The 26,594-nt window shown below is 62.7% G+C and carries 19 protein-coding genes; 11 read left to right on the forward strand and 8 right to left on the reverse strand.

Annotation, left to right across the window (positions count from 1 at the left end; all coding sequences use genetic code 11):
* Positions 1–348: IS5 family transposase (locus tag Q355_RS16015; RefSeq protein WP_036259473.1), on the forward strand; the 348-nt coding region annotated here is incomplete at its 5' end.
* Between the two features lie 141 nt (positions 349–489).
* Here Q355_RS16015 and Q355_RS0113160 read toward each other — a convergent pair.
* From Q355_RS0113160 to Q355_RS0113195, 8 genes are all read right to left on the reverse strand, one after another.
* Positions 490–966, reverse strand: coding sequence for an S-ribosylhomocysteine lyase (locus tag Q355_RS0113160; protein WP_027878194.1), 477 nt, complete (start codon positions 964–966; stop codon positions 490–492).
* Positions 967–996: 30 nt separating this feature from the next.
* Complete coding sequence (locus Q355_RS0113165; RefSeq protein ID WP_036259624.1) at positions 997–2,484, reverse strand: TrkH family potassium uptake protein; 1,488 nt, start codon at positions 2,482–2,484, stop codon at positions 997–999.
* A 12-nt stretch (positions 2,485–2,496) separates the two neighbouring features.
* Positions 2,497–3,981: a TrkH family potassium uptake protein gene (locus Q355_RS0113170; RefSeq protein WP_027878196.1), complete on the reverse strand. Its 1,485-nt coding sequence runs from the start codon at positions 3,979–3,981 to the stop codon at positions 2,497–2,499.
* Positions 3,956–5,293 carry a Trk system potassium transporter TrkA gene (gene trkA, locus Q355_RS0113175; RefSeq protein WP_027878197.1) on the reverse strand — a complete coding sequence of 446 codons (1,338 nt, stop codon included), beginning with the start codon at positions 5,291–5,293 and terminating at the stop codon, positions 3,956–3,958. The genes Q355_RS0113170 and trkA overlap by 26 nt, the downstream gene beginning before the upstream one ends.
* A 226-nt stretch (positions 5,294–5,519) precedes the next feature.
* On the reverse strand, positions 5,520–6,902 hold the full coding sequence (gene rimO / locus Q355_RS0113180) for a 30S ribosomal protein S12 methylthiotransferase RimO (RefSeq protein WP_027878198.1): 1,383 nt from the start codon (positions 6,900–6,902) through the stop codon (positions 5,520–5,522).
* 72 nt (positions 6,903–6,974) lie between these two features.
* Complete coding sequence (locus Q355_RS0113185; protein ID WP_027878199.1) at positions 6,975–7,910, reverse strand: RodZ domain-containing protein; 936 nt, start codon at positions 7,908–7,910, stop codon at positions 6,975–6,977.
* Between the two features lie 54 nt (positions 7,911–7,964).
* Complete coding sequence (locus Q355_RS0113190) at positions 7,965–8,849, reverse strand: pseudouridine-5'-phosphate glycosidase (RefSeq protein WP_027878200.1); 885 nt, start codon at positions 8,847–8,849, stop codon at positions 7,965–7,967.
* Positions 8,850–9,215: 366 nt separating this feature from the next.
* A complete protein-coding gene (locus tag Q355_RS0113195) occupies positions 9,216–11,045 on the reverse strand; it encodes a tetratricopeptide repeat-containing diguanylate cyclase (RefSeq protein WP_027878201.1) in 1,830 nt (609 codons plus the stop codon).
* 183 nt (positions 11,046–11,228) lie between these two features.
* On the opposite strand from Q355_RS0113195, the gene Q355_RS0113200 reads away from it, so the two are divergent.
* The 10 genes from Q355_RS0113200 to Q355_RS0113250 all read left to right on the forward strand — a co-directional run bounded on the left by Q355_RS0113200 (position 11,229) and on the right by Q355_RS0113250 (position 26,447).
* Positions 11,229–11,864 (forward strand): hypothetical protein, encoded by a 636-nt coding sequence (locus tag Q355_RS0113200; RefSeq protein ID WP_027878202.1) that lies wholly within the window; start codon positions 11,229–11,231, stop codon positions 11,862–11,864.
* A gap of 99 nt (positions 11,865–11,963) precedes the next feature.
* Entirely contained in the window at positions 11,964–15,383 is a 3,420-nt protein-coding gene (locus tag Q355_RS16275; protein ID WP_051529438.1) for an ATP-binding protein, read from the forward strand.
* Positions 15,384–15,451: 68 nt separating this feature from the next.
* Complete coding sequence (locus Q355_RS16025; protein ID WP_084496138.1) at positions 15,452–17,566, forward strand: S8 family peptidase; 2,115 nt, start codon at positions 15,452–15,454, stop codon at positions 17,564–17,566.
* A 95-nt stretch (positions 17,567–17,661) separates the two neighbouring features.
* On the forward strand, positions 17,662–18,042 hold the full coding sequence (locus Q355_RS0113215) for a carboxypeptidase-like regulatory domain-containing protein (RefSeq protein ID WP_156941934.1): 381 nt from the start codon (positions 17,662–17,664) through the stop codon (positions 18,040–18,042).
* A 215-nt stretch (positions 18,043–18,257) separates the two neighbouring features.
* Positions 18,258–20,063, forward strand: coding sequence for an InlB B-repeat-containing protein (locus tag Q355_RS16815; protein ID WP_156941935.1), 1,806 nt, complete (start codon positions 18,258–18,260; stop codon positions 20,061–20,063).
* A gap of 92 nt (positions 20,064–20,155) precedes the next feature.
* A complete protein-coding gene (locus Q355_RS0113230; RefSeq protein WP_027878205.1) occupies positions 20,156–20,338 on the forward strand; it encodes a hypothetical protein in 183 nt (60 codons plus the stop codon).
* A gap of 43 nt (positions 20,339–20,381) precedes the next feature.
* Complete coding sequence (locus tag Q355_RS0113235; RefSeq protein ID WP_027878206.1) at positions 20,382–21,491, forward strand: hypothetical protein; 1,110 nt, start codon at positions 20,382–20,384, stop codon at positions 21,489–21,491.
* A 13-nt stretch (positions 21,492–21,504) separates the two neighbouring features.
* Positions 21,505–22,611 (forward strand): YncE family protein, encoded by a 1,107-nt coding sequence (locus Q355_RS0113240; RefSeq protein ID WP_027878207.1) that lies wholly within the window; start codon positions 21,505–21,507, stop codon positions 22,609–22,611.
* An 8-nt stretch (positions 22,612–22,619) separates the two neighbouring features.
* Positions 22,620–24,488, forward strand: a complete 1,869-nt coding sequence (locus Q355_RS0113245) for a carboxypeptidase regulatory-like domain-containing protein (protein ID WP_027878208.1) — start codon at positions 22,620–22,622, stop codon at positions 24,486–24,488.
* Between the two features lie 21 nt (positions 24,489–24,509).
* The gene (locus Q355_RS0113250; protein WP_027878209.1) at positions 24,510–26,447 is read left to right on the forward strand and encodes a tetratricopeptide repeat protein; all 1,938 of its coding nucleotides are present in this window, start codon (positions 24,510–24,512) and stop codon (positions 26,445–26,447) included.
* Positions 26,448–26,594 lie beyond the last annotated feature (147 nt).

Genomic DNA, 26,594 nt, shown 5'->3' on the forward strand with positions numbered 1-26,594 from the left:
CAGGAACGCAGCCAGGTGGGGGAGCTCTCCCAGGCGGTGCAAGCTGTTACCAACCAGCGGGTCGAAATCGCATACGTAGATCAGGGCTATACAGGCTCGGAGGCGGAGCAGGCGGCTGCGCAGGAAGGGATAGCGCTGTGTGTGGTCAAGCTGGAGGAAGCCAAAAGAGGCTTCGTGTTGCTTCCCCGGCGTTGGGTAGTTGAGCGCAGCTTTGCCTGGATGGCTCGTTTTCGTCGGCTGGCGCGTGACTACGAACGACTTACCGAAACGCTGAAGGGTTTTCACTGGCTGGCCTTCTCGATTCTGTTATTACCGAAAGTTCTTGATGGTTTACGATCGGCTTCTTAGCACACTCTAGAGCGCTCTTCAGAGAGATTGGCACAACCCCAATCACAAAAAGGGCTTCACAGGCTTATTTTTGCCGCTGGGAGCAGCGGCAAAAAAAGAGAGGACCGCGATAGAGCGCCGCTGATCTGCCTCGAGCCCACGCTATGCAATCTCGATGGTTTCCTGAACGTGCAGAGGGCCGCTCAACGCCCGCTCAGCCCAGACTTTTGCACCCTCTGGGTCGTGGTCGCGGTAGTTGCCGCACTCGAACTCGCTCACCCCCGGTATGGGCTCGGCGTGGTTAACCACGTCCTGTAGGGTGGCCTGGAAGGCTTCCAGTACCTTTTGCGGCCCCGGTTCGCCCAGCACCACCAGGTAAAACCCGGTGCGGCAGCCCATGGGCGAGATATCCACCACCCCCTCCAGGTGAGAACGAATGTACGTAGCCAGGAGGTGCTCGAGGGTATGGATGGCCCCGGTGCTAAGGGCCTCCTGGTTGGGCTGGGCCAGACGCAGGTCGTATTTTTCGATTCGGTCGCCTTTGGGGGTTTCCTTTACCCCTGCCAAACGCACGTAAGGGGCCTTCACTTTTTGGTGGTCAAGGCGAAAAGACTCAGGCACAACCAGGGGTCTGGACATGAGGATAGTTTACTGCGTTGGGGGCCTGTTTTAACTCTTTAGCTTTTTCCACAGTTCCGGGGTCAGCAGCAAGAACACCGGGATCAGCTCGATGCGCCCCGCCCACATCTGCACAATCAGGATTACCTTGGAGAGCGGTTCCAGCCCGGCGTAACTGCCCATCGGCCCCACCTCGCCCAACCCCGGCCCGATGTTGCCTACCGCCTGGGCGCTGGCGGTAAAACCAACCACAAAGTTGTTCTCGAGCAAAGAAATCAGCAAGGCTCCAGCAGCTACCAGGGTCACATAGAGGGTAATGAAGGCTGCCACCGAGCGCATTACCTCCTCACCCAGGCTTTTGCTGCCCAGCCGAAGGGTGATGATGGCCTGGGGGTGCAACGAACGTATCAGTTCCCGCCGCACGATGGCGCCCAGAACCAGCAAGCGAATTACCTTGATGCCGCCGGCCCCCGAGCCGGCGCACCCCCCCACAAACATGGCTGCAACCAGAATGGCCTGGGCTGCCGGAACCCACAGGGCAAAGTCGGCGCTGGCGTAGCCGGTGGTGGTGATGATGGAGGTTACGTTAAAGAAGGCATGCCGGATGGCATTGCCCCAGGTATAGTCCATGTTTTGACTGTGGTGGGTCATAAGGAAAACGGCCAGCACAGAGCTAAAGGCCAGCACAATTAGCGCATAGACCCGCAGTTCCACGTCCTTTAAAAGGGGCCGGGGGTCACGCGTGAAAAAAAGCTTGTATTGCAACACAAACCCTGCGCCACCCAAAAACATGAACAGGGTGCCGAACCACTGGGCCAGCGGGCTGTACTGTTCAAAACTGCGGGGGTTGGGGCTAAACCCAGCCGCAGGCAGGGTGGTGAGGGCATTGCAGATGGCTTCGAAGGGTGGGATGCCCGCAATCCAGTAACACAAAGCCGCCGCTAAGGTGAGGGCGGCGTAGACCTTGAGGATGCTTTGTGCTGCGGTGCGTAGCCGCGGGGTGAAGGGCTCCTTTTGCACCCCGGTACTCTCGGTGATGAAAAGTTGTCGTCCGGCCACCGCCAGATGGGCCAGCAAAGCCACTACCAGCACCAGAAAGCCCACCCCGCCAAACCATTGCATGAGGCTGCGCCAGAAGAACAGGCTGTAGCCAAACTGGGAGAAGTCGGACAGGGCGGTAGCCCCGGTGGTGGTGAAGCCCGACATGGCCTCAAATAAGGCATCCAGGTAGGACATGTTCCCTGAAATCCAGAAGGGTATGGCACCCAGGGCAGGTACCAGCAGCCAGATCAGGGCTATGGAGAGCAGGGCTTCGGCCCGGCCTGGCTCATGCCTGGGGTCGCCCAGTCGATGGAACCCCCAGCCCAGCCCCAGCCCTACCACCGCGCCGGTCAGGAACCCCCAGGGCGACTCGCGCAGAACCAGCGAAAGGGCCTCGAGCCCCAGCATGACCACGCCCAGGGTCAGGTACACCACGCCCAGAAAATAGTAGGCAAAGCGCAGGTTTTCCAGTGGCCAGGGTTTCGCTCTTGTCTTCATACAGAACCGATGTTAGGCCCGCAAACGGCGCCAGAGCTCGGGCGTAAACAGTGAAAATACCGCGATCAGCTCGATGCGGCCTGCCCACATCTGAAAAATCATCACGGCCTTCGAGAGGGGGTGTAGGTCGCCGTAGTGGGCCATCGGCCCCACCGTTCCCAGCCCCGGCCCCACGTTGCCGATAGCGGCTGCCGAGGCGGTAAAGGCTACCACAAAGTCTTCTTCCAGTATTCCCATCACCAGCACCCCCAGGGCAAACAGACTCACATACAGGGTGATAAAGGCCGCAACCGAGCGCATTACGTCCTCGCCAATGTTTTTGTTGCCTACCCGCAAGGGCAGCACCGCTTGAGGGTGCAGGGCCCGTTGCAGTTCCCGCCGCACCAGGGCCCCGATAATCAGCCAGCGGATCACCTTAATGCTGCCCCCCACGCTGCCTGCACTGCCGCCAATGAACATCAGCATGACCAGCAGGGTTTGAGCCGGGACGACCCACTGGGCAAAGTCGGCGGAGGCAAAGCCGGTGCCGGTGATGATGGAGGTGGTCTGAAAGAAGGCGTGGCGCAGGGCGGGCTCGAGGGCGTAGTCGTGCCGCAGGAAAAGCACGCCGGCCATGACCAGCCCCACCGTGAGCACAATCAGGGCATAGGCCCGAAACTCGGGGTCGCGCAGGGGGGCGCTGTACTCGCGGCCAAAAATGGCCCGGTATTGCAACAGCAGGTTAACCCCGGTGAGGAACATCACCCCCGCTGCAATCCACTGGGTGAGGGGGGCGTAGCCGGCAAAGCTTTGCGGGTTGGGACTAAAACCACCGGCGGAGACGCTGGAGAAGGTGTTGGCAATGGCCTCGAAGACCGGTACTCCGGTCAGCAGGTACGCGGTCAGGGTGAGCAGGGTGAGCAGCAGGTAGACCCGCAGAATGTAGTAGGCGGTCTGGCGCAGCTTGGGGGTGAGCTGCTGTTTTTGTACCCCGGTGGTCTCGGCAAAAAACATCTGCCGCCCGGCCAGCGCCAGGTGGGGTAGCACCACGATAAACAGCAGCAGAATGCCCATCCCGCCAAACCATTGGCTCAGGCTGCGCCAGAAAAAAAGCCCGTAGCTGAACTGGTCGAAGTTTGCCAGGATGGTGGCCCCGGTGGTGCTGAAGCCCGAGGTGGCCTCGAACAGGGCATCCAGGTAGCTCAGGCCCCCCGAAATCCAGAACGGGATGGCGCCCAGGATGGGAACCATAATCCACAGCCCGGCCACCGTCAGCAGGGCCTCGGCCCGGCGGGGTTCGGCCTGGGGGCTTCCCAGCTGGCGCAGCACCAGGCCCAGGCTCAATCCGATAGCGGCCCCCACAAAAAACCCCAGGGCATCTTCTCCCAGCAGCCAGTCGGCCAGGCCCAGCACCCCCATCACGGCCCCCAGCGCGATGTAGACCGTGCCGGTCATGTAGGTAGCGACCGGGATGGGGTTGGCCGATTGTGCTTTAGCGAACCTGGGCCAGGACTTCATCGGCTACCTGTCGGTCGGTGAGAACCAGAAGTTTGTCGCCGCCGGTGACCGCCAGCATGGGGGCGCGCAGGTAAACTCTGGTGCCGCGCTCGAGGGCCACCGCAATAGCCCCTTTGGGAAGCGACAATTTATCAAAAGGGGTTTCGCGGAAATCTGCCGGAAGCTCAAACTCCAGTAGTTCTACCTTGTCCTCAATAAGGGCCAGGTGGTCTACGTTGTCGGGGGCTATCCAGTCCACCACCTCGCGCACCGCTGCCGCACGGGGGGTGAGGGGGATGTCGATGCCCACATGCTCGAACAGGCGGCGGTTTTCGCCCCGGTTGACCCGGGTGATGACCTTGGCGACCCCCACCTGCTTGGCCAGGAGCGAGACCAGCAGGTTTTTCTCGTCGTTCTCGGTAACCGCCACCATCACGTCCACATGGTCGAGGCCCTCCGACTCCAAGAGCTCGAGGTCGGTGCCGTCGCCCTCGAGCACCAGCGCCCCCGGCAAGTGTTCGGCCAGCCAGGCGCAGCGGTCGGGGTTGTGGTCAATGATGGTGACCTCGAGGCGGTGCTTGAGCAGCTCTTTGGTGACCATGTAGCCCACATTGCCGCCCCCCACCACCATCACCCGTCGTACCCGCTCGCGGGGGGAAAAACAGGCTTGGAGGGCGTCGAAACCCTGGGGGGTGGCCATGAAGAAGATGCGGTCTTCGGGCTCGAGGGCCAGCTGATTGAACTCGGGGTCGGTGGCTGCAAAAAAACGACCATCGCGCAAGATGCCCGCCAGCAGGCTGCCGGGAGGCCAGTCCAACAAGACCAGCTGCTTGCCAATGTAGGGGCCACCCTCCCGCACCTGGTACTCCACAAAGCGCAGCCGACCTCCAGCAAGCACCTCGGTGTCCACGGCACCGGGGATTCGAATAACCTCCACAATTTCCTTGGCCAGCGAGCGCTGAGGCCAGAAGACCTGGTCGATGCGGGTGCCCAAAATTTCCACCGTGCGCGGGTCGGTCAGGATGTCCACGTAGGATTGCTTCCCCACAAAACACAGGGTTTCCCTGGCCCCCAGGCCTTTGGCCAGCATGCAGGCGATCAGGTTGACCTCATCCCAGTTGGTGGTTGCGATAAAGGTGTTGCACAGGTCTACCTTGGCCTCACGCAAAACCTCAGGGTCGGTAACGCTACCGATCACCACCTGCACATCCAACCCCCCCAACCGTTCCTTGGCCTCGGGGTTGGTATCCACCACCACCAGGTCGTGCTGGGTGTGTAGGGCTTTGGCAATCTGCGAGCCGATTTCGCCGCCGCCAGCAATCACGATATACATAACCGGCTCCTTTTGACAGGCCAGGCGCTAAATGCCGGCTGCCGAAGGCCTCCAGCCCGGTAGCCTGCCCGCTTTGTGCAAAGGCTGCGCTTCCAGGTGGCCGAAACCTTGTTTGGTGGCGGCTTTTCGCCAACAGCGCTGGTGGCGAGAAAAGCGATGAAAATGCATTTGTGCCGCTTGTCCAAGCCCAAACCGAGTTGCGAAGGTTCCATAACCCAAACTTGGTTCAGCTTACACCCGAACGGTCTTTTGTAGCCACGCGCTGCACCAGCGGAACCCCAGGGTGCCAGGCCACCCGCCCCACCATCTGGCCGTGCAGGTCGTAGGCTTCGGCCTGGGTAACCCGAACCCGGATGATCTCGCCGATTTTTACGGTGCCGTCGGTCTCGGCATACACCAGCCCGTCAATCCCGGGGGCGTCGTATTTGGAGCGCCCCACCACCTGGCCGGGCAGCTCGCCGTAGTCGTCCACGATGACCTCGAGGGTCTGCCCTAGCCGGGCTTGGTTTTTCTCCAGGCTAATCTGCTGCTGCAAAGCCATCAGGCGTGCCTGGCGCTCTTCCTTGACTTCCTGGGGCACAGCCCCCGGCAGGGCGTTGGCCTCGGCCCCCTCAACTTCGGAGTAGGTAAAACAGCCCACCCGGTCGAGCCGGGCTTCGGCGATGAAGTCCAGCAGCAGGGCAAAATCTTCCTCGGTTTCGCCGGGGAAGCCCACGATAAAGCTCGAGCGAATCGCCAGGTCGGGCGCGATGGAGCGCCATTCTTGCAGGGTTTTGAGGTGACTCTCGGCGCCGCCGGGGCGGCGCATGGCCCGCAGAATCCTGGGGCTGGCGTGCTGAAGGGGTACATCCAGGTAGGGCAGCAGCTTACCTTCGGCCATCAGTGGGATCAGTTCGCGCACGTGGGGATAGGGATACACGTAGTGCAGCCGCACCCAGGCCCCCAGGCCGGCCAGCTCGCCAACCAGATCCACCAGGTGGGCCCGCACCGGCTTGCCCGCGTACTCGCTGGTGCGGTGGCGAATGTCTACCCCATAGGCGGAAGTGTCTTGCGCGATTATCAGCAGTTCTTTGGTACCAGTACCCACCAGTCGGGTGGCCTCAAAGAGGATATCGGCGGCGTCGCGGCTTTTTTGCAGGCCGCGCAGCTTGGGAATGATGCAGAAGCTGCACTTGTGGTTGCAACCTTCGGCAATTTTGAGGTAGGCGTAGTGGCGGGGGGTAAGCTTGACCTGTGGAGGAACCAGGGCCGTAAAGGGGTTCTGGTCTAGCGGAACCACCCGCTGCACCGCGGCCAGCACCCGGTCTACTTCGCCAGGGCCGGTGACCTCGAGCACCTGTGGGTGGGCCTGCTGGATGACCTCAGGCCGCGCCCCCAGGCAGCCGGTCACAATCACCTTGCCGTTTTCCGCCAGGGCTTCGCCGATGGCCGAAAGCGACTCCTCGATTGCGGGCGTGATGAAGCCACAGGTGTTGACCACCACCACATCGGCCTCCTGATAGGTGGGCGCAGTCTCGTACCCCTGGGCCCGTAGGCGTGAGAGAATTTGCTCCGAATCGACCAGGGCCTTGGGACAGCCCAGACTTACAAACCCAACCTTGCCTGCCATTTGCTCTCCTGTGCGCCCTTGGCGCGACAACAGTCCCGAGTATAGCAGGTTTGCTGACCAACGGTTGGGTTGCTACTGCCCGAAACGCTGGGTGACCACCTGACCCACATTGCCCATGCGTCCTTGATCCTGGCCGTTGACAAATACCCGCACCACCCCAGCATTGCCGGCCCGCACCACCACCGGCAGGGGATAGCTGAGCTGGGTTCCGCCGGGTACGGTGCCTTCGTAGAGCTGCCGACCCGTGCGGGCGTCGGTTACCCGAATCCAGCTGGTGCCCTCGAGCCTCAGTACCAGTCCGGTACTGGGGGTGGGGCTGGCTGGACTCGCGGGGGGTGGGGTTTCGGGGCTCGAGGGAGCTGTGGGGGTAGGTGGGGGTGCGGGGGGAATCGGGGTGAGGACAAAGCTCAGGTTGCGGTTGCTTTGCAGGCTGAGCACCTGTTCGTACTTCTGGTAGCCGGGTGCTTCGATGCGGAGGGTGCGTTCACCGGCCTCGACGCGGGCCTCGAGGGGGGCCTGACCAAGCAAGAAGCCATCGAGGTAGACCCGGGCGCCTTGGGGTTGCGTGGTAATGCGCAGGCTCACCTGCTGAGGGGGCGGAGGCGCGACGGGGGCCGATGGGGTGGGCGTTGGTGCCACGGTACTGGGGCGGTTGAGGGCGCGGTATCCCCACCAGCCCAGGAGCAGTAGCACAAGCAATAGAATCAAGAGCCATCCGAAACCCAGCAAAGAAGGCGTTTTGGGGCCAGCAGTGGGGTTTGTGGGCCCTACGGTTTGGGGCACACCCGCCGGATAGAGGGCCAGCAAGGGGGCGGGGTCGAGACCCAATAGCTGGGCGTAGCGCCTGAGGTAGCCTCGCGCCAGGGGGGGTTCGGGGAGTTCGTCAAAGCGACAGTCTTCCAGGGCCTCCAGAACAGCCCGCCGCACCTTGAGAAACTCCGCCGCCTGCGAAATTTCCAGGCCCTTGGCCTCCCGGGCTTCCTTTAGCCGCTTTCCCAGCTCACACATTTCGCCCTATTCTATGCCACAAAGCGTGACTGTGCATGCGTAACGGAAGGGGCATTACCCCTGAACCAGGGCTAGGGCAATCTGGGCAGCTAAACGGGCATTTTCTTCCAAGAGCCGTAGATTGACCTCGTCGGTCTGGCCCCCGCTCAACTCGGATATGCGCCGGAGCAAAAAGGGTGTCAGGGCCTTGCCGCCAATCCCGAGCCGGGCGGCCTCCTGGGTGGCTTGCTCCACCCAGCGCTGTACCTGGACAAAGTCCAGCCCCCTGGAGATGGGGTTGAGCACCAGGCTGGCCCCCGGCAATCCCAGTTCTTGGGCAGCCCGAAAAGCCCGGGCGGCCTCCTGGGCCGACTCGACCCGGGCCGGCAGCAGGTAGGGGCTGGAAGGGCTGTGAAAGGCGGGAAGGTGGTTGGTTCGGTAGCCCAGCAGGGCTACCCCCAGCGACTCGAGCCGCTCTAAGGTGGCGGCGAGATCGAGGATGCTTTTGGGGCCTGCTGACACCACCACAATGGGGGTGCGGGAAAGCTCGAGCAAATCTGCCGACTCGTCGTAGGGGTGGGGGTGCACGCCGCCAATGCCGCCGGTAGCAAACACCCGGATGCCGGCCTTGTGGGCCAGGAAGGTGGTGGAGGCCACGGTGGTGCCGGCGCTTTTACCCTGGGCTACGAGGGCCCCAAGGTTCCACAGGCTGGCTTTGTCTGCGGTATCGTCGGCGGCGATGGCCTCGAGCTCATCTGGCGTTAGGCCCACCACCACTTCCCCTTTCAAGATGGCAATGGTCGCGGGGATGGCCCCCACCTGTCGTACGGTGTCCTCGAGTTTGCGGGCGAGCTCGAGGTTCAAGGGGCGGGGCAGGCCGTGGGTAATAACGGTGGACTCGAGGGCCACCACGGCCCGGTGGGTGTGCAGGGCCTGGGCGACATCGGGGTGTACACGCATGCCAACAGCATAAGGTAGGGGCGAAGGTAGGGGATAGCACGCCTGGCCCCGGTCAGGGCGGTCGCTTTACCGGGCGGGGCCCACCAATGCCCCGTGCAACGTAATACCAGATTCGGTTAGTTCGTCACCGAACGGTGACGAACTAACCCGACCGAAGGGATACGCTTTCTTCGCCGAGCGCAGCGAGGGGTGTGCTCTAGGATTCAAAAAGATAGCCTCTTAGCGCTTTTTATTTGAAGATTATCTTTTTGAATCCGGTATAAGGCCTGCCCTGGATGCAGGAACCATGAACAGAGGCCTTATCGTGCCCTTCACGGACGCTGCCACCCATCCGAGAGGCAAATGTGCTGTGCAGGACGAATCAATCTAGCTTTGCGGGCAGACCCGATTCCGACCGGCTCGCTTGGCTGCGTAGAGCTGCTCGTCGGCGGCGGCCAGGAGTTTTTCGTGGTTGGGGAGGGTGGGGTCGCTGCTTACGCCAATGCTCACCGTGACCTTCAGGCTGGGATGCAGGTCAGACCAGTTGTGGTTCTCGACGCGCTGCCGAACCCGCTCGCAGGCGATCAGGGCGCCCGCCAGGTCGGTTTGGGAGAAAACCAGGGCAAATTCCTCGCCGCCGTAGCGCGCGGCAAAATCTACCCCACGGCAGCCGGACTCGAGAATTTGTGCGACAATTCGCAGCACATCGTCGCCAACCTGGTGGGAGAAGGTGTCGTTGATTTGCTTGAAGTTGTCGATATCGACCAGGGCCACGCTCAAGGGGAAATTGTAGCGCCTGGAGGCGGCAAACTCGCGCTCGAGGTTTTCCTCCAGATAGCGGCGGTTGTGCAGCCGGGTGAGGGGATCCTGGCGGGCCAGGCGCTCCAGCTCGGCGGACTGCTGGCGCAGTTTGTCCAGCAGGCGCGACTTTTCGGCATTGGCCTCCTTCAGGTTTTCGATGGCGCGGGCCAGCTCGCGGTTGGCGCGGGCCAGCTCGGTGTTGCGTAGGCGTTCGATTTCCGCTTCCTGGCGTGCTTTTTCTACCTGAAACCCTGCCAGCAGGGCCGCGGTCTTTTGGGCCTGCTGCTCTTTGTACAGTTTGCGCTCAATTTCGAGAACCTGCCGCAGGTGGTACAGTGCCAGGGCGGGTTTTTGTTCTGCCTCAAAAACAGCAGCCAGGGCCTGATGGAACTCCAGCAGAGGTTTTTGTGGCCCCAGCTCCTCGGCCAGCCTCAGGCCCTGTTGCAGGGTTTGAATGGCGCTATCGGTCTGCCCCATACGGCCCAACAACGAGCCCACTTGTAGCAGTGCGCTTAGCTCACCCAGCCGGTTGCCCAGCTCCTGGTAGAGAGCTTTGCAGACCTGGAACAATTCCAGTGCTCTATCCAGGTTGCCCAGCGCTGTATGGGAGAGGCCCAGATTTTCCAAACAGGTGGCCCGTACCTGGGGGCTGCCCAGCTGCTCGGCAATCTCCAGGGCTTGCTGGTGGTAGTCCAGGGCCTCCTGGATACGGCCCAAGCGCTGAAACACCACACCCAGGTTGGAAAGCACGTTGGCCTGGCCCTGACGGTCGCCCAGCATCTTCTTGATGGCTAGGCTTTCACGGTAGAGCTGAACTGCCCCGGAAAGGTCGCCTACCTCGAGGTAGACCAGACCCAGGTTGTTCAGGGTTCCGGCTTCGCTGAGGCGGTCGTCCAGCTCGCGTTTGAGGGCCAGGCTGCGCAGGAAGTACTTGGTGGCTTCCTGGTGGTTGCCCAGGGTGTACTGAACGATGCCAACGCCATTCAGGGCATTGGCCTCCAGGGCTTTTTGCTGGTGTTTTCGGCTCTGCTCGAGGGCTTCTAGGTAGTACTCGAGGGCCCGGGGAAAGCTGCCCTGAAAGTAGTGGAGGTTGCCCAGTGCGTTAAGGGTGTCTATTTCGCCTTTAAGCTGGCCTGCTCTGCGCAAAACCGCCAGGGCTTCCTCCAGGCAGCCCTGGGCTGCGGGCAGATTGCCCTGGCGAAAATGGAAATCGCCCAGGTTTTTGAGGGCCAGACCCCGTCCTGCCGGGCTGGTCTGGTCTTCTGATAAAACCAGCATCTCCTCCACAAGCTGTCCGGCCCGCCGCAGGTCGTTATAGCGCAAGAACTGGTATAGCTCATCGAGCAAGTGCAGTTTCTCCGATGGCGGTTGGGGCTGGCTTAGCTGGGCCTCGAGGGTCTGGAGGGTATGGTTCATAGCCTGAAAGTCTTGCCCTTTGCCATACATATTACGGGTTCCGGCTGCTTTTTGCTAAGCCTTGTTCCAGCGCCCTGGTCCAGTGGTGCGGGCATCTTGCCACAGAACACCCTGCTTGTTTTGTGGTGTAAAATTGAACCAGAAAGCGCAGTTTTTTGGCCTGTAATATGCCATCCTGCCTGCATGGCGAGATGGCTCATGCTGGTTCTTTTTGGGTTTTTGTTGTTTTTGGGACTGGCGGGCTGGGCGGCCTATGCTTTTCTGATTCGTCCGGCCCAAACCCTGGTCAGCGATTTTCGGCAGATCATCGCACTGGATAAAAGCGTTGAGCGACAGGCTGCATACACACCCCCTGCCGATGCGCGGCTAAGCCCCGAGCAGCTGCAGCGCTTCCTGCGGGTGCAGCGCGATGTGAAGCAGCAACTTGGGGAGCGCTACCGGCGGCTAGAGGCCCGGCTTAACCAGTTGGCCAACCAGAAGGCAGGACAGCCAACGCTGGACTACCGCACCGCCCTGGACTTATTCCGCGAAGGGGGCTCGCTGGTGCTCGAGGCTAAAAAGATTCAGGTTCAGGCGCTCAACCAGCACATTTTTTCGCTCGAGGAGTACGCCTGGGTGCGGGCCCAGGTGTATGCAGCCCTGGGTTACGGCATACCGAGCCTGAACCCCCAGGAAATCCTGCGCCAGATTGCGGCCAGGGACTTTAATCCCAAAGTCGAGCTCTCCAAACCCGAAGCCCCGGCGGCCAATGTGCGGCTGGTGGAGCCTTACCGCGACGAGCTGGTGAGCTATTATCCGTTCACCTGGTTCGGGTTGTAGCCTGGGCAGTACCTGCAAAACCTGAAAAGCCACAGCCCTGGTGGCATTTGGTGTGCTGAACAAACAATGAATTTTACCGTACTTTTTTATAATGGATAGATGCAGCAACCCAGGCGCCTGGAAAAGGCCAAGGCAGGTGGGGCCAACCTGCTGACGGGCTACCTTGTTCTGTTGGGCGTTCCCGAGTTGCAGCTTCAGCAGCGCCTACTGCGCCCCCTCGAGCGCAAGAGCGCGGGTTTGCTGGCTTACCTGACCTTAGAAGGCCCCACCAGCCGCTCCAGGCTGGCGGGCCTGCTATGGCCGGATTCCTCCGAATCCACCGCCCGTAACAACCTGGCCCAGGCCCTTAGGCGGCTCAAGCAGGCCGCCGGGGCGGAGGTGGTGTGGGGCGGCGATGTGCTCGAGCTGCAAGGCTTGCAGGTAGATGTGGCCGAGTTTCAGGTGGCCCACTTTGCGGGCCGCCATCCGGAGGTGGTGGCTTACCAGGCGCAGCTTCTGGAGGGGCTCGACTACGACGACTGCCCTGAGTTCGAAGACTGGCTCTTGCTGCAGCGGGAAAAGTTGGCCGAGATGTGGCGGGCTTCCCTCTGGGCCCTGGCCCATGACCTCGAGCAGGCCGGGCAGTACCGCGAGGCGCTGGTCTACGCCGAAGCCCTGCTCGAATCGGACGCGCTCTCGGAGGCGGCCTACCGCCAGGTGATGCGGCTTTTGTATCTGCTGGGCGACCGAAGCGCGGCATTGGCCGTTTTTGAGCGCTGCAAGGCCATTCTTTTGCGGGAGATGGGGGTAGCACCCCTGCCCCAGACCCAGGAGCTGCGCCACCAGATTGAGCGGGGGGAGCTGCTGGTCCCGGCCATCCCGGCGCAGCGCCCGGAAATCCCGCTGGCGGTGTTGCGCCCGCCCCGGCTTCTGGGGCGCGAGGCCGAGTGGGCCCGCATGGAAGCCGTCTGGGAAGAGGGGCAGGCCCTGCTGATTGCGGGCGCACCGGGCGTGGGCAAAAGCCGGTTGTTACAGGACTTTCTGTATAGCCGGGGCCCGGCGCTGCTGTTTGAAGCCCGCCCGGGCGACCAGGACATTCCTTACGCTACCTTTAGCCGCTTCTGCCGAAAGATTCTGGAGCAATTTCCCGGGCTTCTACTGCCGGACTGGGTTCGGCAGGAGCTGGCCCGCCTGCTGCCCGAGCTGGGGCCGGCCCAGCCCCCCATCCAATCCAGGGCCGAGAAGCTGCGCTTCTTTCAGGCCAGCGCCGAGCTGGTGCGCCTGGCGGTGGCAGAGGGGCTGGCGCGGCTGGCCGTGGACGATTTGCAGTTTGCCGATATGGCTAGCCTCGAGCTCCTGCACTTTGTGCTGAGCCCCTACTGGGGACAGCCGGGCGCGCTCGCCACCGCGCTGGCCTTTCGCGCCGGTGAGCTGCCGGAATGGGTACAGGCGCTCTTGGAGCAGGCCATCCAGGGCGGGCAGGCCGTGCAGATCAGCCTGCAACCCCTGGACGCGCTGGCCGTGCAAGGGCTGCTGGCGAGCCTCGAGCTGCCCAGCCTACAAGACGACGTGCTGGGCTGGGCTGCGGCCCTCGTCCGCCACACCGGGGGCAACCCCTTTTTCCTGCTCGAGACCCTTCGGAGCCTGTGGGTGTCGGGGGGCCTGGGCCAGCCCAGACCGGGCCACCTGCCGATCTCGAGCAAAATCACCACCCTGATCCAGGCCCGCCTCGAGCGCCTTTCCCCCGAGGCCCTGCGGCTGGTTCGCACGGCAGCGGTGGCCGGGCCCGACTTTTCCCCAGAGCTGGCCGCGGCGGCGCTACAGACCACGCCGCTGGCGCTTTTGCCGCCCTGGGCCGAACTCGAGGCGGCCCAACTGTTGCGCGGCAATGCCTTTGTCCACGACCTGCTCTACGAGGCCACCCTGAGCGGTGTTCCGGCCAGCATCAAAACCTATCTACATCAACAAATCGCACTGTATCTGGAAAGCAAGCAGGCTGATCCAGCCCGCATCGCAAGCCACTGGCTCGAGGGCGAGCCTGGTCGGGCTATTCCTTTTCTCACCCAAGCGGCCAAGCAGGCTGAGAATTCTTATCAACTGCTCGAGGCGGCCCACTTTTACCAGCGGGCGATTGAAATCGCCGAGCGCCAGGGCGACGAGACCCAGAACTTCGACTTGCTGGAGGCCCTTAGTGGGGTCATGGGCCGCTACGACACCGGCTCGCAGCACAAGGCCCTGATCCAGCGGATGCTGGGCCTGGCCCGTACCCCACACGAGCAGGCCCGGGCCTGGCTGTGCGAGGCCATTCGACTGGGAGAGCACGGCTTTGGCGCCGATGCCGAGCAGGCCGCGCGCAAGGGTTTGGATCATATCCAGGGCATAGACCAACCCGAGTTGCGCATCCGGCTTCTGGATGCCCTGGCCCAGTCGCTTTTTGTGCAGCACAAAACCACCGATTTGATCGCTATTTTGCAACAACTTCGAGATATTCATCGGGCGCGGGGCGACGAGCTGCAGGCAGCCATCTGCACTTCGCGCCTGGGTATTGCCTTCGACCAGCTCGAGCGCCACCGCGAGGCCCTGGCCTACTACCAGGAGGCCGAACCGGTTCTGGAGCGCTCCGAAAACCGCCTCATGCGGGTTGGTTTTCACCACAACCGCGGGGTCTGCCTGGCGGCGCTGGGCCTGGCCGAAGCGGCCCTGGAGGCCCAGCTCCAGGCGGGGCGTCTACTGCAGGGCATGCAGGGGGTGGTAGGCCGCCTGGTGCACCACTGCAACAACCTGGCCCTGCGCTACCACGACCTCGAGCGCTACCGCGAAGCCCAGCAAGCCCTGCAGCAGGCCCTGCAGATCGTGCCGGAGGAGTGGGGCTGGACGCGGGCTTTTAGCGAGTACCAGATGGCCCGCCTGTACGGGGTGTGGGGTGAGTGGGCGCTGGCTTGGGACTGGCTGGGCCGCGCTTTGGGCGAACCCGAGCTGCCCCGGCGTGACGAGGCCACCTATCGGATTCTAGGGCTTTTGCTGGCGCACCGGCGCGGAGAAGAGACTGACCCCTGGATAGAGAAGCTGAACGAGCTGTTTTCCGGTGAGCAAAGCCAGGCCTATGGACGCTTTCTTTTGGCTAAAGCCCGGGTGCTGCCTCCCAAGCAGGCCCTGAAGAGCTGCCAGGAGGCCCTAAAGCTGGCCCAGCAAAACGATTGGCCGGCCCTCCAGATCGCAGCCCATGCCCTGTATTCCCAGATTTTGTTGCAGGCAAAACGCCACTCCGAAGCCCTAGTTCATTCACAGACGGCCATGCAATTGTTGGAACACTACTGGCCTGCGGGGTGCTCGAGGCTCGAGGTGCTGTGGACCCACTACCGTGCCCAGGCAGCCCACCGCCAGAGCGACAAGGCCCTGCTTCGGCAGGTGCTCGACTACTTGTTGCAGATTGCCGAAAACCACGTGCCCCCCCAGCACCGGCAGAGCTTTTTGCGCCAAAATCCCCTGTCTAAAGAGATCGTTCAAGCGGCCCAAGCTGCAGGAATTGCAACCACTTAGCCCCTGTCATCCTCCAGTCATGCTAGTGTGCCTATGGTCTCAAAGAGCAAGCAGACAGGAGGAACACTATGTATGCGAAGTGGCTATTGGCAGGAATGTTGCTGGTAACGCTGACGGCCTGTCCCGGCGAGGGGCCGGGCAACATTGGGGGCGCGGTTTCGCTGGGCTCGAGCATCACCGGGCAGCGGCTGGACTTTCAGGTGGGCCAACTGCGCCGCACTGGAGCGCCGCGCTTTGTGCCGGGCGAGGTGCTGGTGGAGTTTCGCGGTGGGGTTAGCCTGCAATCGCTGGGTAGCCTGCGGCTGGAAGTCCAGGGCCGCCTGGTGGAACTGCAGCAGGTACGCCCCTTGGGGCTTGCCCACACCGCACTCTACCGCGCCAGCCTGAGCGAAGCCGAGACCCCCGCCTTGCTCGAGGCCCTGCGCCGCCGCCCGGAAGTGGCCTCTGCCGACCTTAACTGGCTCGAGCAGCCTCTGGCCGTCCCCAACGACGAGTTCTACCACTTGCAGTGGCACTACCCCGCCATCAACCTGCCCCAGGCCTGGGACCGTACCACCGGTAGCAACAGCGTGGTGGTAGCGGTGTTGGACACCGGGGTGCTTTACCGTGCGGGCAACCCGTCTGTGTCCCACCCCGACATTGGAGACCGGCTGCTGCCGGGCTACGATATGGTCTCACCGATTGGCGGCCCCAACCCCTACGCCAACGCAGGCGACGGTGATGGGCGCGATTCCGATCCCTACGATGTAGGAGATCAACAAAGCACCAGTTACCACGGTACCCATGTGGCGGGCACCATTGGGGCGGCCACCGACAACACCACTGGGGTAGCTGGTGTGAACTGGCAGGCCCGCCTCCTGCACGTGCGGGTAATTGGCCTGCTGGGGGCCACTATCGCCGATCAGATAGACGCCATTCTGTGGGCTGCGGGCCAGCCGGTAACAGGCGCGCCCATCAACCCCAACCCGGCTAAAGTTATCAACATGAGCCTGGGGGGCAAGGGCCCCTGCACCACCGCCCGGCAAAACGCCATCAACCAGGTCACCGCCAATGGTGTGGTGGTGGTGGTAGCTGCGGGCAACGAAAACGACAACGCCTCGCTCTATAGCCCGGCCAACTGCGCCAATGTTATTACGGTCGGGGCCACCGACTTTGCGGGCGCCCGGGCTCCCTACTCCAACTACGGCCCCCGCATCGATGTGATGGCCCCTGGGGGCGATGTGAGCAAAGATCTCAACAACGATGGCTATGCCGACGGTGTGCTGAGTCTGAGCCGCAACGATAGCAATGGTCAGTTTAACTACGCGTTCGAGAACGGCACCTCGATGGCGGCCCCCCACGTGGCGGGGGTGGTGGCCCTGATGAAGGCCCTTAACCCAAACCTGGGCACCGCAGAGGTTCTGCAAATCCTAAAAACCACCGCCCGGCCCCTGGACGCTACCCAGTGCTACCGCCCCAGCGGCAGCGACTGTGGGGCCGGTCTGATTGACGCCAACGCGGCCCTGGCCGCGGTACAGGGGGGCAGCACCGCGGGCTTCAGCCTCACTACCCCAAACACCAGCCTGAGCGCCCAGCCGGGCGGCAGCCTGAACGTGAACATCACCATCAGCCGCAGCGGGGGCTTTGCCGGGGCGGTGAGCCTGGGCCTTCCGGGCGCGCCTGCCGGGGTGAGCGGTAGCTTCAACCCGCCCAGCACTACCCTGAACAGCAGCACCCTCACCCTGAGCGTTGACGGTACAGTTCCCGACGGAACTTATAGCCTGACCGTGCAGGGCACTTCGGGCGGCACCACCGCCACCTTGCCCCTGAGCCTTAAGGTGGGCGCTGGAACCAGCGCCAGCATCAAAGACACCTTTGTGGTGGCCTGCTTTGTGGTCGCAAGCGGTTGTGATGAAAATAGATCCAAGGCGATTCAACTGACCCAGAGCGGTATCTCGGCCCCCTATACCATCCCCGACCTGACACCAGGTGACTATGCGGTGCTGGGCTGGAAAGACGTCAACAATAACCGCGCGGTAGACCGTGGAGATTATCTGGGCGGGGTGGTGGATCGGAGCGGCGAACTGGTGGTGGTGCGTCCCGGTAACCTTCGGGCCGACTTTCAGCTCGAGGTACTGACCAACGACCTGACGCGCCCGACGCCTGAGCAGCGCAGATGGCTTGAAAGCGCGGGCTCGAGGTAGCCCTAGCGCTTCGGACAGGCCCCTTTCGGGGCCTGTTTTCTTCAGTCATGCTCCAGTCATGCTGCCTGAACTACCGTTGGCTGGAGGAGGAGACCATGCAAACGAAAATGACGCTCTTGGCTCTTGTGGCAGCATTTGTTCTAGGTGCCTGCGGCGGTGGGGGAGGGGGTGGTGGTTTCTCGGGAAGCGTGACCGCGCCCTCGGGCGCTACCGTGCAGGGTACAGAGGTGGTGGCCTGCTTCTATATTGCTTCCACAGACGACTGCGATGAAGCCAAGAGCAAAACCACCACCATCAACACAGCAGGAAGAACAGGCAGCTTTAGCATCGAAGGGCTGGTAGCGGGCGACTATGTAATCCTTGCCGTGAACCAGGCGCAAGGGCTGATCGGCATCTATGTGGATAGCCAGGGCCAACCTGCTCTGGTCAAGCCTCCACGCAGTGGAATAAACATCCAGATGGTGGCGGCGCAGTAGTGCAAAAGTGGCCCCAGGAGTGGGGGCTCGAGCCCAATGGGATATACGGGATGGATAACCAGCTTGCGCCTTCCATAAAGTGCTACTTCCAGCCCGCAACTGACCGGCTCGAGCGAGCCACCTGAAGAATCCGTGAGCAATTCAGACAGGCCCCTTTCGGGGCCTGTTTTCTTCAGTCATGCTCCAGTCATGCTGCTCACGCTACCGTGGGGTGCATGAAAAGAAAGCACCTATGCTCGAGGGCTTTGCTGCTGCTGTTTTTCCTGGCTTGTGCTAGCTTTTCCGAGGCTGCACGGGCCTATTTCGATAGCGTACCGGTGCTTGTCAATACCGTATGCCCAGTGACAGGCAACAGCGTCACTTCGTCGCAAAACACTGTAGGGTACGTTACCGACCCCAACGAGCCGTACCCAAAAACCGGCGACCTGGCCTATATTCGGGCAAGTTCCACCAACGTCAGTCCGTGTACCAACGATGCGGTTGGTTTCGACTTTTTCCTACCTTTGGGAGGGAGCTTCGAAGTAAGCGCCCAGAATCCTGTTTATTGCTACCTGATTAGACTTTCCGACAACTATGTGATTAATTTTTCGGGCAACCCAGCAGGGTTTCAAGGAGCCTGTTCCCAGTCGGCACTACCTGGCAATGCAGGCGGGGTCTCGTTTGGATTTGCCGTCATACCCAGTGGATGGCAACTACAAATACGTGTGCCGGTGCGTTTCAACCAACAGCTGTTGGGACTTGCTGGGCCCAACACCCACCGCCTTAGGGCCGTGGCAGTCACCACCTATGGCAATGCTATTCCGGAGCAGCCGGTGACGGTCTTCTATCAGGCCAGCTTCCAGAACCTGCAAAGCAGTGGGGTTGGCGCAACCACTGCCACGCTGGGGGTCAACCTTTATAGCTACTTTAAGGACGGCCTGCTGTATGTGGACTATGGAACCACCAATTCCCTTGGCAACTCGACCCCCCCAGCTACCGTGCCCAACAACGCCCTCAACTTTCCCAACGTCAGCACCAACCTGACCGGCCTCACCCCCAACACCACCTATTTCTGGCGCTATCGCTTCGTTACCGATGCCGGAACCTTTAATAGTCCAACCCAGACCTTCACCACCTCGAGTGCCCCCACCTTTGCCCTCACGGTCAATAAGAATGGTACAGGTTCGGGAACCGTTACCAGCAGCCCTACGGGAATCAACTGTGGAGCAACCTGTTCGGCCAGCTTCGCCCAGGGAACCACCGTAACACTCACCGCGGCACCCGCGTCGGGTTCGGTTTTTGCAGGGTGGAGTGGCGCCTGTACAGGTACAGGCACCTGCTCGGTCACGATGGACGCTGCCAAGACGGTCACGGCTACCTTTAACACCACACCGGCAGGAAGCCCGACCATTACCGCCGCCAAGCCCGCCAACGCCCCCACCGATGCCACCCGCAACAAGGGCCAGAGCAACGTCTCGATGCTGGCCTTTACCCTCAACCCCTCGCAGGCCACCCAGCTCCAAAACATCACCCTGCAAGCCAGCGGCAGCGGTAACGACAGCCTCGACCTCACCGCGGTCAAGCTAATCCGCGATGCAAACGCCAACGGCCAGATTGACTCAGGCGAAACGCCCATCGCCACCGGCACCTTCAGTACCGACAACGGCACCCTTACGCTCACCCTGTCTACCCCGCTTGCGCTCAGCCCCGGCAACAGCCAGTTCCTGGTGGTAGCCGATATCGCCAGCACGTTGGCGGCCCGTCCGGCGGTGCTGAAAGCCCAAAGCCTTCCGGCCTTGCCCGCACCCCTGCTGCTTACCTTGCTGCCCTTTGTGTTTCTGGGTGCGTGGCGCATGCGCTCCTTGCGGGCGGGCTTCCTGGCCCTGGCCCTGGCCCTGACGCTGGCCGCTTGTGGTGGCGGTGGTCAGACTACCCCGGTCAACAAAACCTACCAGATCAACCTGACCGCACTGAGCGCCCAGGGAAGCCCTACCGTAAGTGGTCTCCCCATTACCGGTGCGACCATCACGGTACAGAAATAGAAGCTCGGGGTGTCGGTGGAGCGCCTCCTCCTGCCGACACCCACCCCGTTTACCCACATTGGGCCGCCCAAAACCACCATGGTGAGGAAGCTATGACCCAAAAGCCCAGCCAGATTTACGTGGTTCGCATCTGGTTCGAGCCCAGCCCCGAGGGCGAGGTCTGGCGGGCCTCGGTGAGCCAGGGAGAAGAGCGTCACTACTTTGCCGATGTAAATAGCCTGACGACCTTTTTGAAGCAGGAGATTGAGGCAGAAGAGGAGGAAGCACCGGAGTAAGGGGGCATTCCGGGCTCCCTCCTCCGGGTCAAGGGAGGTAACGATGAACAAAACCGTGATTGGACTACTGGCAGGGCTGTTTCTGACGGCGTGTGGAGGGGGTGCAAGCGAGGGCACTCCGCCTGGCGGCAACAACCCTCCGGGGGGCGGCAACCCGCCCACCGGTAGCTTTCCTGCCGAACTGAGCGGGATCTGGCAGGACACCCTGGCCAGCGGGGGGGAGTTCACCAACCTCTACACCGGGGTGACCTTCAACATGACCCAGGGCTACTCGGCCCAGTTCAAGGTCAGGCCCAACGGCGAGTTCTACTTTGCCCACTACTCCCAGGGCGTATCGTCTACCTGCGCGCTGGTCAGCTTTTTCGACCAGATGGTGGGGCAGGCCGAGTTTACCGGAAGCCGCCTGGTGTTGCGGCCCCGCGAGCGGCGGCTGGACGTGCAAAACTGTGCCAACTCGGGCTCGTTGAACCTGCCCCTAAGCCCGGTGAGCTTCGATGCCGTGGTCTCGGAGTACGAAACCTTCCTGGACACCACTGCGCAGATGGAACTCTCGGGCGGCCCCTATCCCCTCAAGTTCAAGCTCCTAAACCCTACCCCACCGGCCAACCCGCCTCAGCCCCCACAGCCCCAAGACTTCCAGTTGGGCACCGAGACACCCTATCAAGAAATTATCGGGCTGTGGGGCCACCGTGATACCGAGTTCTACAACCCGCAGACCGGGGTCTACCGGTTTCCCGACTGCTGTGGGGAGAACCGCTTTCTGCGCTTCACGGCTGAAGGTTACGAGCTGGGCATGGCTTTCGTGCGGGTGAACCTCGAGGGGGTCTGCAAAAAAGACCTGATCTACTTCGAAAAGGGCAATGCCCTGTTCAAGGTCACCAACCAGCGCGATCCGGACACCTACCAGGGCGACGTGCGCCTCGAGGCCACCCAGGCCAGGCTGATCGTGCGCATCCGTGAGTGTAGTTCGGAAGGTGGGGTGCAGGAGTACACCCTCAAGCCCCTCACCAGCTACCACCGCTGGAGCTATACCCTGCCGGCGGGCAGGGAGGACTTCATGCTGGGCTGCCATTACCCAGGCCACGCCTGGAGCCCCTACATTTGCTACACCAGCGGGCAGGGGCCCTGGTACAACCTCGAGCGCCGGCAATAGATAAGGGGCTGTTATGCGAAAGGCATTGCTCCTTGGCTGGGTTTTACTGACAGCCTGTTCGGGGGTGCCGGCGGTCAGTCCCCACTATGTGCTGGTGAGCCAGGCCGGCTCGAGTACGGTGGCCGTGGTAGACCCTGTGCAGGGCAAAACCCTCCAGCACATCACTGTGGGGGGTTTGCCACACCGGATGGTCGTGAGCCCGGAGGGAGACAGGGTATACGTGGTGCTGGTGGGCTCGCAGGCGGTGGCCGAGGTGGATGTGCTCACGCTATCGGTTCGCCGCACCTTCCTGACCGCCCCGGTGCCCGAGCGCCGCCCCGACGGTACGGTGATCCAGGCCCACCTCGAGCAGGATGCTTTCTCCCAGACCAGTTGCTTTGCCTGTCATAACCCCGGCGGGGCCAGGCCCTTCATCGTGGGTGAACGACCGGTGGGTATCGCCTTCTCGAGCGACTTTGCCAGGCTCTTCGTCTCCCACATCCGCCAGGGCCGCCTGAGCGAGATTGACCTGGACAGCGGGCAGGTGGTGCGGGCCGTCAACCTTCCGCCCTCGGGCAGCGCGAACGAAGCTGCCGATGTGGCGCGGGTGAACGCCCGGCTGGTGGTTGCGCTGCGCCCCCGCCAGCCCAGCACCGAGGCCAGCGCGGTGCGCTGGCTCGATGAGCACACCTGGCAAATCCTGGCCGAGGCCCCTACCGGCTCCGACCCGGCCTTTGTGTTGCCGCTGGGGGAGGGGGCTCTGGTCTCCAACTTCGAGTCCAACACCCTCAGCCTGCACGCGCCCGGCGCAAGCCCCAAAAGCTTCACCGTTACGCCGGGGCCGCTGGGGATGCTGGCCGTGGGCAAGGGGAAAATCCTATCGCTCAACTACTACTCCAACGCGGTCTCGCTGGTGGATCTGGACTCGGGTCAGGTGCAAAACTTCCGGCTCGAGCTCGCCAATAAAGTCTTTGTCAACCCCACCCACGCGGCCCTCTCGCCCGACGGCAGGCGGGTGTACATCGTGAGCAGCGGTACCGAGGGCCACCTGGTGGTCTTCGACCTGGAGCGCAAGCAAGTAACCCAGGCCATCCCGATAGATGGCCTCTCGTTCGATGCGGTGGTGGTTCGTCGGCAATAGGAGGAATTATGCGAAACAGACTATGGCTGGTGGCTCTGATCGGGCTCATTGGGGCCTGCAATGGCGGCGACAACAGTGGGGGTAATACGGCCCCCAGCGCCCCCAACACTGTGGTGGGGCTGGTAACGGATATTGGCTCGGGGGCGCGGCTTTCGGGCGTGACGGTGCGGGTGGTGGGCAGCAGCCGCACCACCACCACCGATGTGCGGGGCGAGTTCGAGCTGCGCGGTTTACCAGCAGGTCTGGTCAAGCTCGATTTTGAGAAAGCGGGCTACGCCCCCGGCCACGGCATCGCCGAGTCGGCCGACAGCGCCCAGACCGTGCTGGTGGCCCTGAAGAAAGACGGAACCGAGCAAAGCTACAACCCCACCCAGGCCCGCACCCTCTTCCAGCGCACCGAGGCCGGGCCCTATGCGGTCATCTTCCAGCCCAACAGCCTCGAGACCACCGATACCAGCCTGCGGGTGGTGGTCACGCCGCTCGACCCCACCAAGGAAGACGCAGCCCTGCCCGGCGATCTGGTGGCCGGAGGGGCCAGCCCCACGCCGCTGGCTCCGGTGACCTTTGCCGAGTTCAGCATCCTCGACTCACAAAACCGTCGCATCAACCTCAAGCCGGGCTCGAGCGCCATCGTCGAGTTGCCCATTCCCCCGGAGCTGCGCAGCCAGTATAAGATTGGCGACAAGATCCACTGCTACGCCTACAACCCCCAGACCGGGCGCTGGGAGGACTTTGTGGAGGGTACGGTGGAGCGCTCGAGCGTAGACGGCACCACCCCGGTGCTCCGGGCCAGCATCCGCCACTTTTCCTGGTACGGCGGGGCCCCCACGGTACAGGAACAGGAGTGCGTGGACGTAACCGTGATTGGGCCGGGGAATAAGCCGCTGGAAGGAGCGGTAGTCACGGCGCGTCCGGGGCTTCGGGCGGTGACCAACCGGCTGGGGCAGGCCAGCATCACCATACAGAAGGGGGTGCCGGTTAACTTCGTGGCGACCAAGACCTACACCGATACCTTTGTGGACTCGAGGGGGAACCTGATCCCCAAGCCGGGCGCAAAGGTGATTGATATTGGCAAGGTCTACGAGGACGACCTGATCGGCCTGGACGGCCAAAACTACAGCCGCAGGCCAGGGCCTTGCCCCGCCGAATCCAGCCAGTCGGTAAGGGCCGCAGCCACCAACCCGCTCCCCATCCCCGTGGCCCCGGCCCCCGAGGGCTTTTTCGAGGCTTCTGCTTTGTTGCTGCCCGGAGGGGCGGTCTTCGTACTGCTCGAGAAAGGTATCCCTAACGCCGACGGCGACCTGGAGGACGCCGAACCAGCTTCCGGTGCCCAGATCACCCTCAGCGACAGTTTGGGCAACACCGTAACCCTTGGCGAGCTGGCGCCGGGCACCTATATTGCCAGCAACTTCAACATCGTAGCTGGCAGGCGCTATTCCCTGAGCATTGATGCCGACGGCAACGGCAGCATAGACGGCAGCGGCTCGGCCTTTGCGCTGGGCAATGTGAGCTGGAGCAACCTGGCCGATGGAGGCAGCTACAGCGCTGCCAGCCTGACGGCTACCTGGAACGACAGCGCTGCCAGCCAGCCTGGCTACAGTGCGCTGTATCAGGTGATCTTCCAGCGCCAGGGCGGTTCGGGGGTTTCCGACTCTGCCTTTTACCTCGGCTCCGAACTCAGCTTTGCGCCCCGCGCCCAGACCGACCCGCCCACGCCGCTTGCGCCGGGCACCTATACAGTCATGCTCAACGCTTTTAGCGGCGCCTTTGATGGTGGTAATCTGGACATCACCGACAACATTACCGGCATCGGGATGCAGGGGAAGATCTTCAGCTTTCAGGCTATCAACCCGATCACCATCAACCTAACCCCCTAGTCAAAACCGAGAGGAGGCTAGATGAGAATTCCGGTTCTATTTTTCTGGCTGCTGGCTGCCCTGGCCCAGGCCCAGGCCCCGCGCATGGCTGCGCTGAGCGATTTGCAGATCAACATTGGCGCACAGTGTCCCAAGCCCGATTCGCTGGGCACCAGTTTCTCGGCCCTGACCAACCCCGACCGCGATGTAGAGACCCGCGGCGGCCAGGCAGCTTTGGGACAAAACATAATGGCGGGGCTCGATGAGAGTATCAGGGAGTTGGAGGAGGAACTGCGCGACCTCGAGGCCGACGACCCCAGCCGCCCGATGCTGCAACAGCAGTTGCGGATGCTCCAGGCCCAGCGACAGCAGCTACAACGGGTGGCCCCGTCGAGCTCTGGAACCCAGCCTGTGCCCACCCAGGCTGCTGCCCTGGCCAATCTGAAACGCGCCCTGAACGCGGCCTCGGGGCCGGGCAGTGTGCGGCTGTTGGAAACCCAGCCGGAGTACCGCGAGGCGGGCAACGCCAGCCGCACCGCGGCGCTGGCGGCTGTGATGGGTAAACCGCAACTGGCCCTGGGGTTGTTGCTGCGGGCGCAGGCCTTGGAGCCACGCAACCCCGCGCATCTGGTGAACCTGGCGGGCCTCGCCAACTACTACGGCCTCTTTGCCGAGGCCCTGGCCCTTATCACCGCGGCCGAGCGCCTGAACCCGCCCGCTGCCCTGCGCCCGCTGCTGCTCAATAACAAAGGCCATGCCCTGATGCGCCTGCGGCGGCTGCCCGAGGCCGAGGCCGCCCTGCGCGCGGCGGCCCAGGCCGACCCCAACCTGCAGGAGGCCCGGGTCAACCTTGCCTACACGCTGGGTGCGCAGAACAAGTGCGCCGAGGCCGAGGTGTGGGCACGTCGAGCCTGGTGGCGGCACAGCCTGCCTGGGGCCGAAAACCTCGAAACCCGCCCTCTCGCAGAGGCTTTTTCCATCGTCCCCACCGTACCTGCTTTGCCCAGCCTGGACTTCGTTCCCCCCGGCCAGACCAAGGGGGCACGGGAGGCGCTTGTAGCCCTGTTTCAAGAGATCACGAACCGCCGGCCCAAGCTGGAAGAATTTCAGGCCGCCCTGGCGGCACAGGGCCGTCGCCGGGTTGAGATCGCCTCGGAGCGGCGGGTGGGGGCCATCAAGGCCAAGTTCGTAACGTTCCTGGAGAATGCCCTGAACTCCGCAGCCAGCCTTAGCGACCAAAACAGTTACGCACCTGCGCAGGGCCGGGCCCTCAAGGCTGCCCAGGCCACCCTCGACCGCACTGTTTCCGAACTCGGCACCCGCTTTGGTGCCAACCTCGGCTGTGCCAGCGCCACTGCCTGGCGCGAGGCAGCCCTGCCCGCCTTCCAGGCTGCCGACCGCGCCCTTCGCGCCCTCTACGCCGAGGCCTGGCGCGCCAGCGCCACCCTCGCCACCCGCTTCTCCGAGCCGACCTACCGCGCTGTTGCCCTGTTGCGGCTGCGAATCCTCTACTACCAGGCTGCCGAGCAGGTTTACATGAACGGTGTACGCTACGTGACGAACCTCGAGCTTGTTCAAGGCCTCGAGGACTGCGTCGGGGGAAGCGCGAACGTCATCGGCAGCCTCGCCACCCCGCAGTTGCCCGCTGCCTGCACGCCCGCCGCCACGCCCGCGACGCCCCCCAAGGGCTGGCGTCTGGCGCTTTCCTGCGACCGCACCGATTTCAATTTTGCCAACCCACCGTGGATGGATCGTTACCAAATCCTGCGCGATAGCCTCTCGCCGGTGGTCTTCTCGCAGCTCGACGCCCGCCTGACCGTCTTTGTTCCTGGCGGTTTCGTGCGCCTCGATGCGGAGGGGGCGCTTATGGATGCCGGCCTCCTGGTTCCAAGTGGAAACCGCCACTGGAGCTTTGTGTGGAACGCGAGTAGTGGGAGCGTGGGGTTTGCCAGCAGCGAACCACAGTTTGGGGTGAAGTAGTGATACCGGATTCAAAAAGATAGTCATCAAACGAAAAACCTTATGAGGTTATCTTTTTGAATCCTAGAGCACTCCCGTTGGTCGGGTTAGTTCGCCACCGTTCGGTGACGAACTAACCGAATCTGGTATGATTCCGTTTCAGCTTGA

Origin of the sequence: Meiothermus cerbereus DSM 11376, assembly GCF_000620065.1 — a bacterium.
Lineage (GTDB): Bacteria > Deinococcota > Deinococci > Deinococcales > Thermaceae > Meiothermus > Meiothermus cerbereus.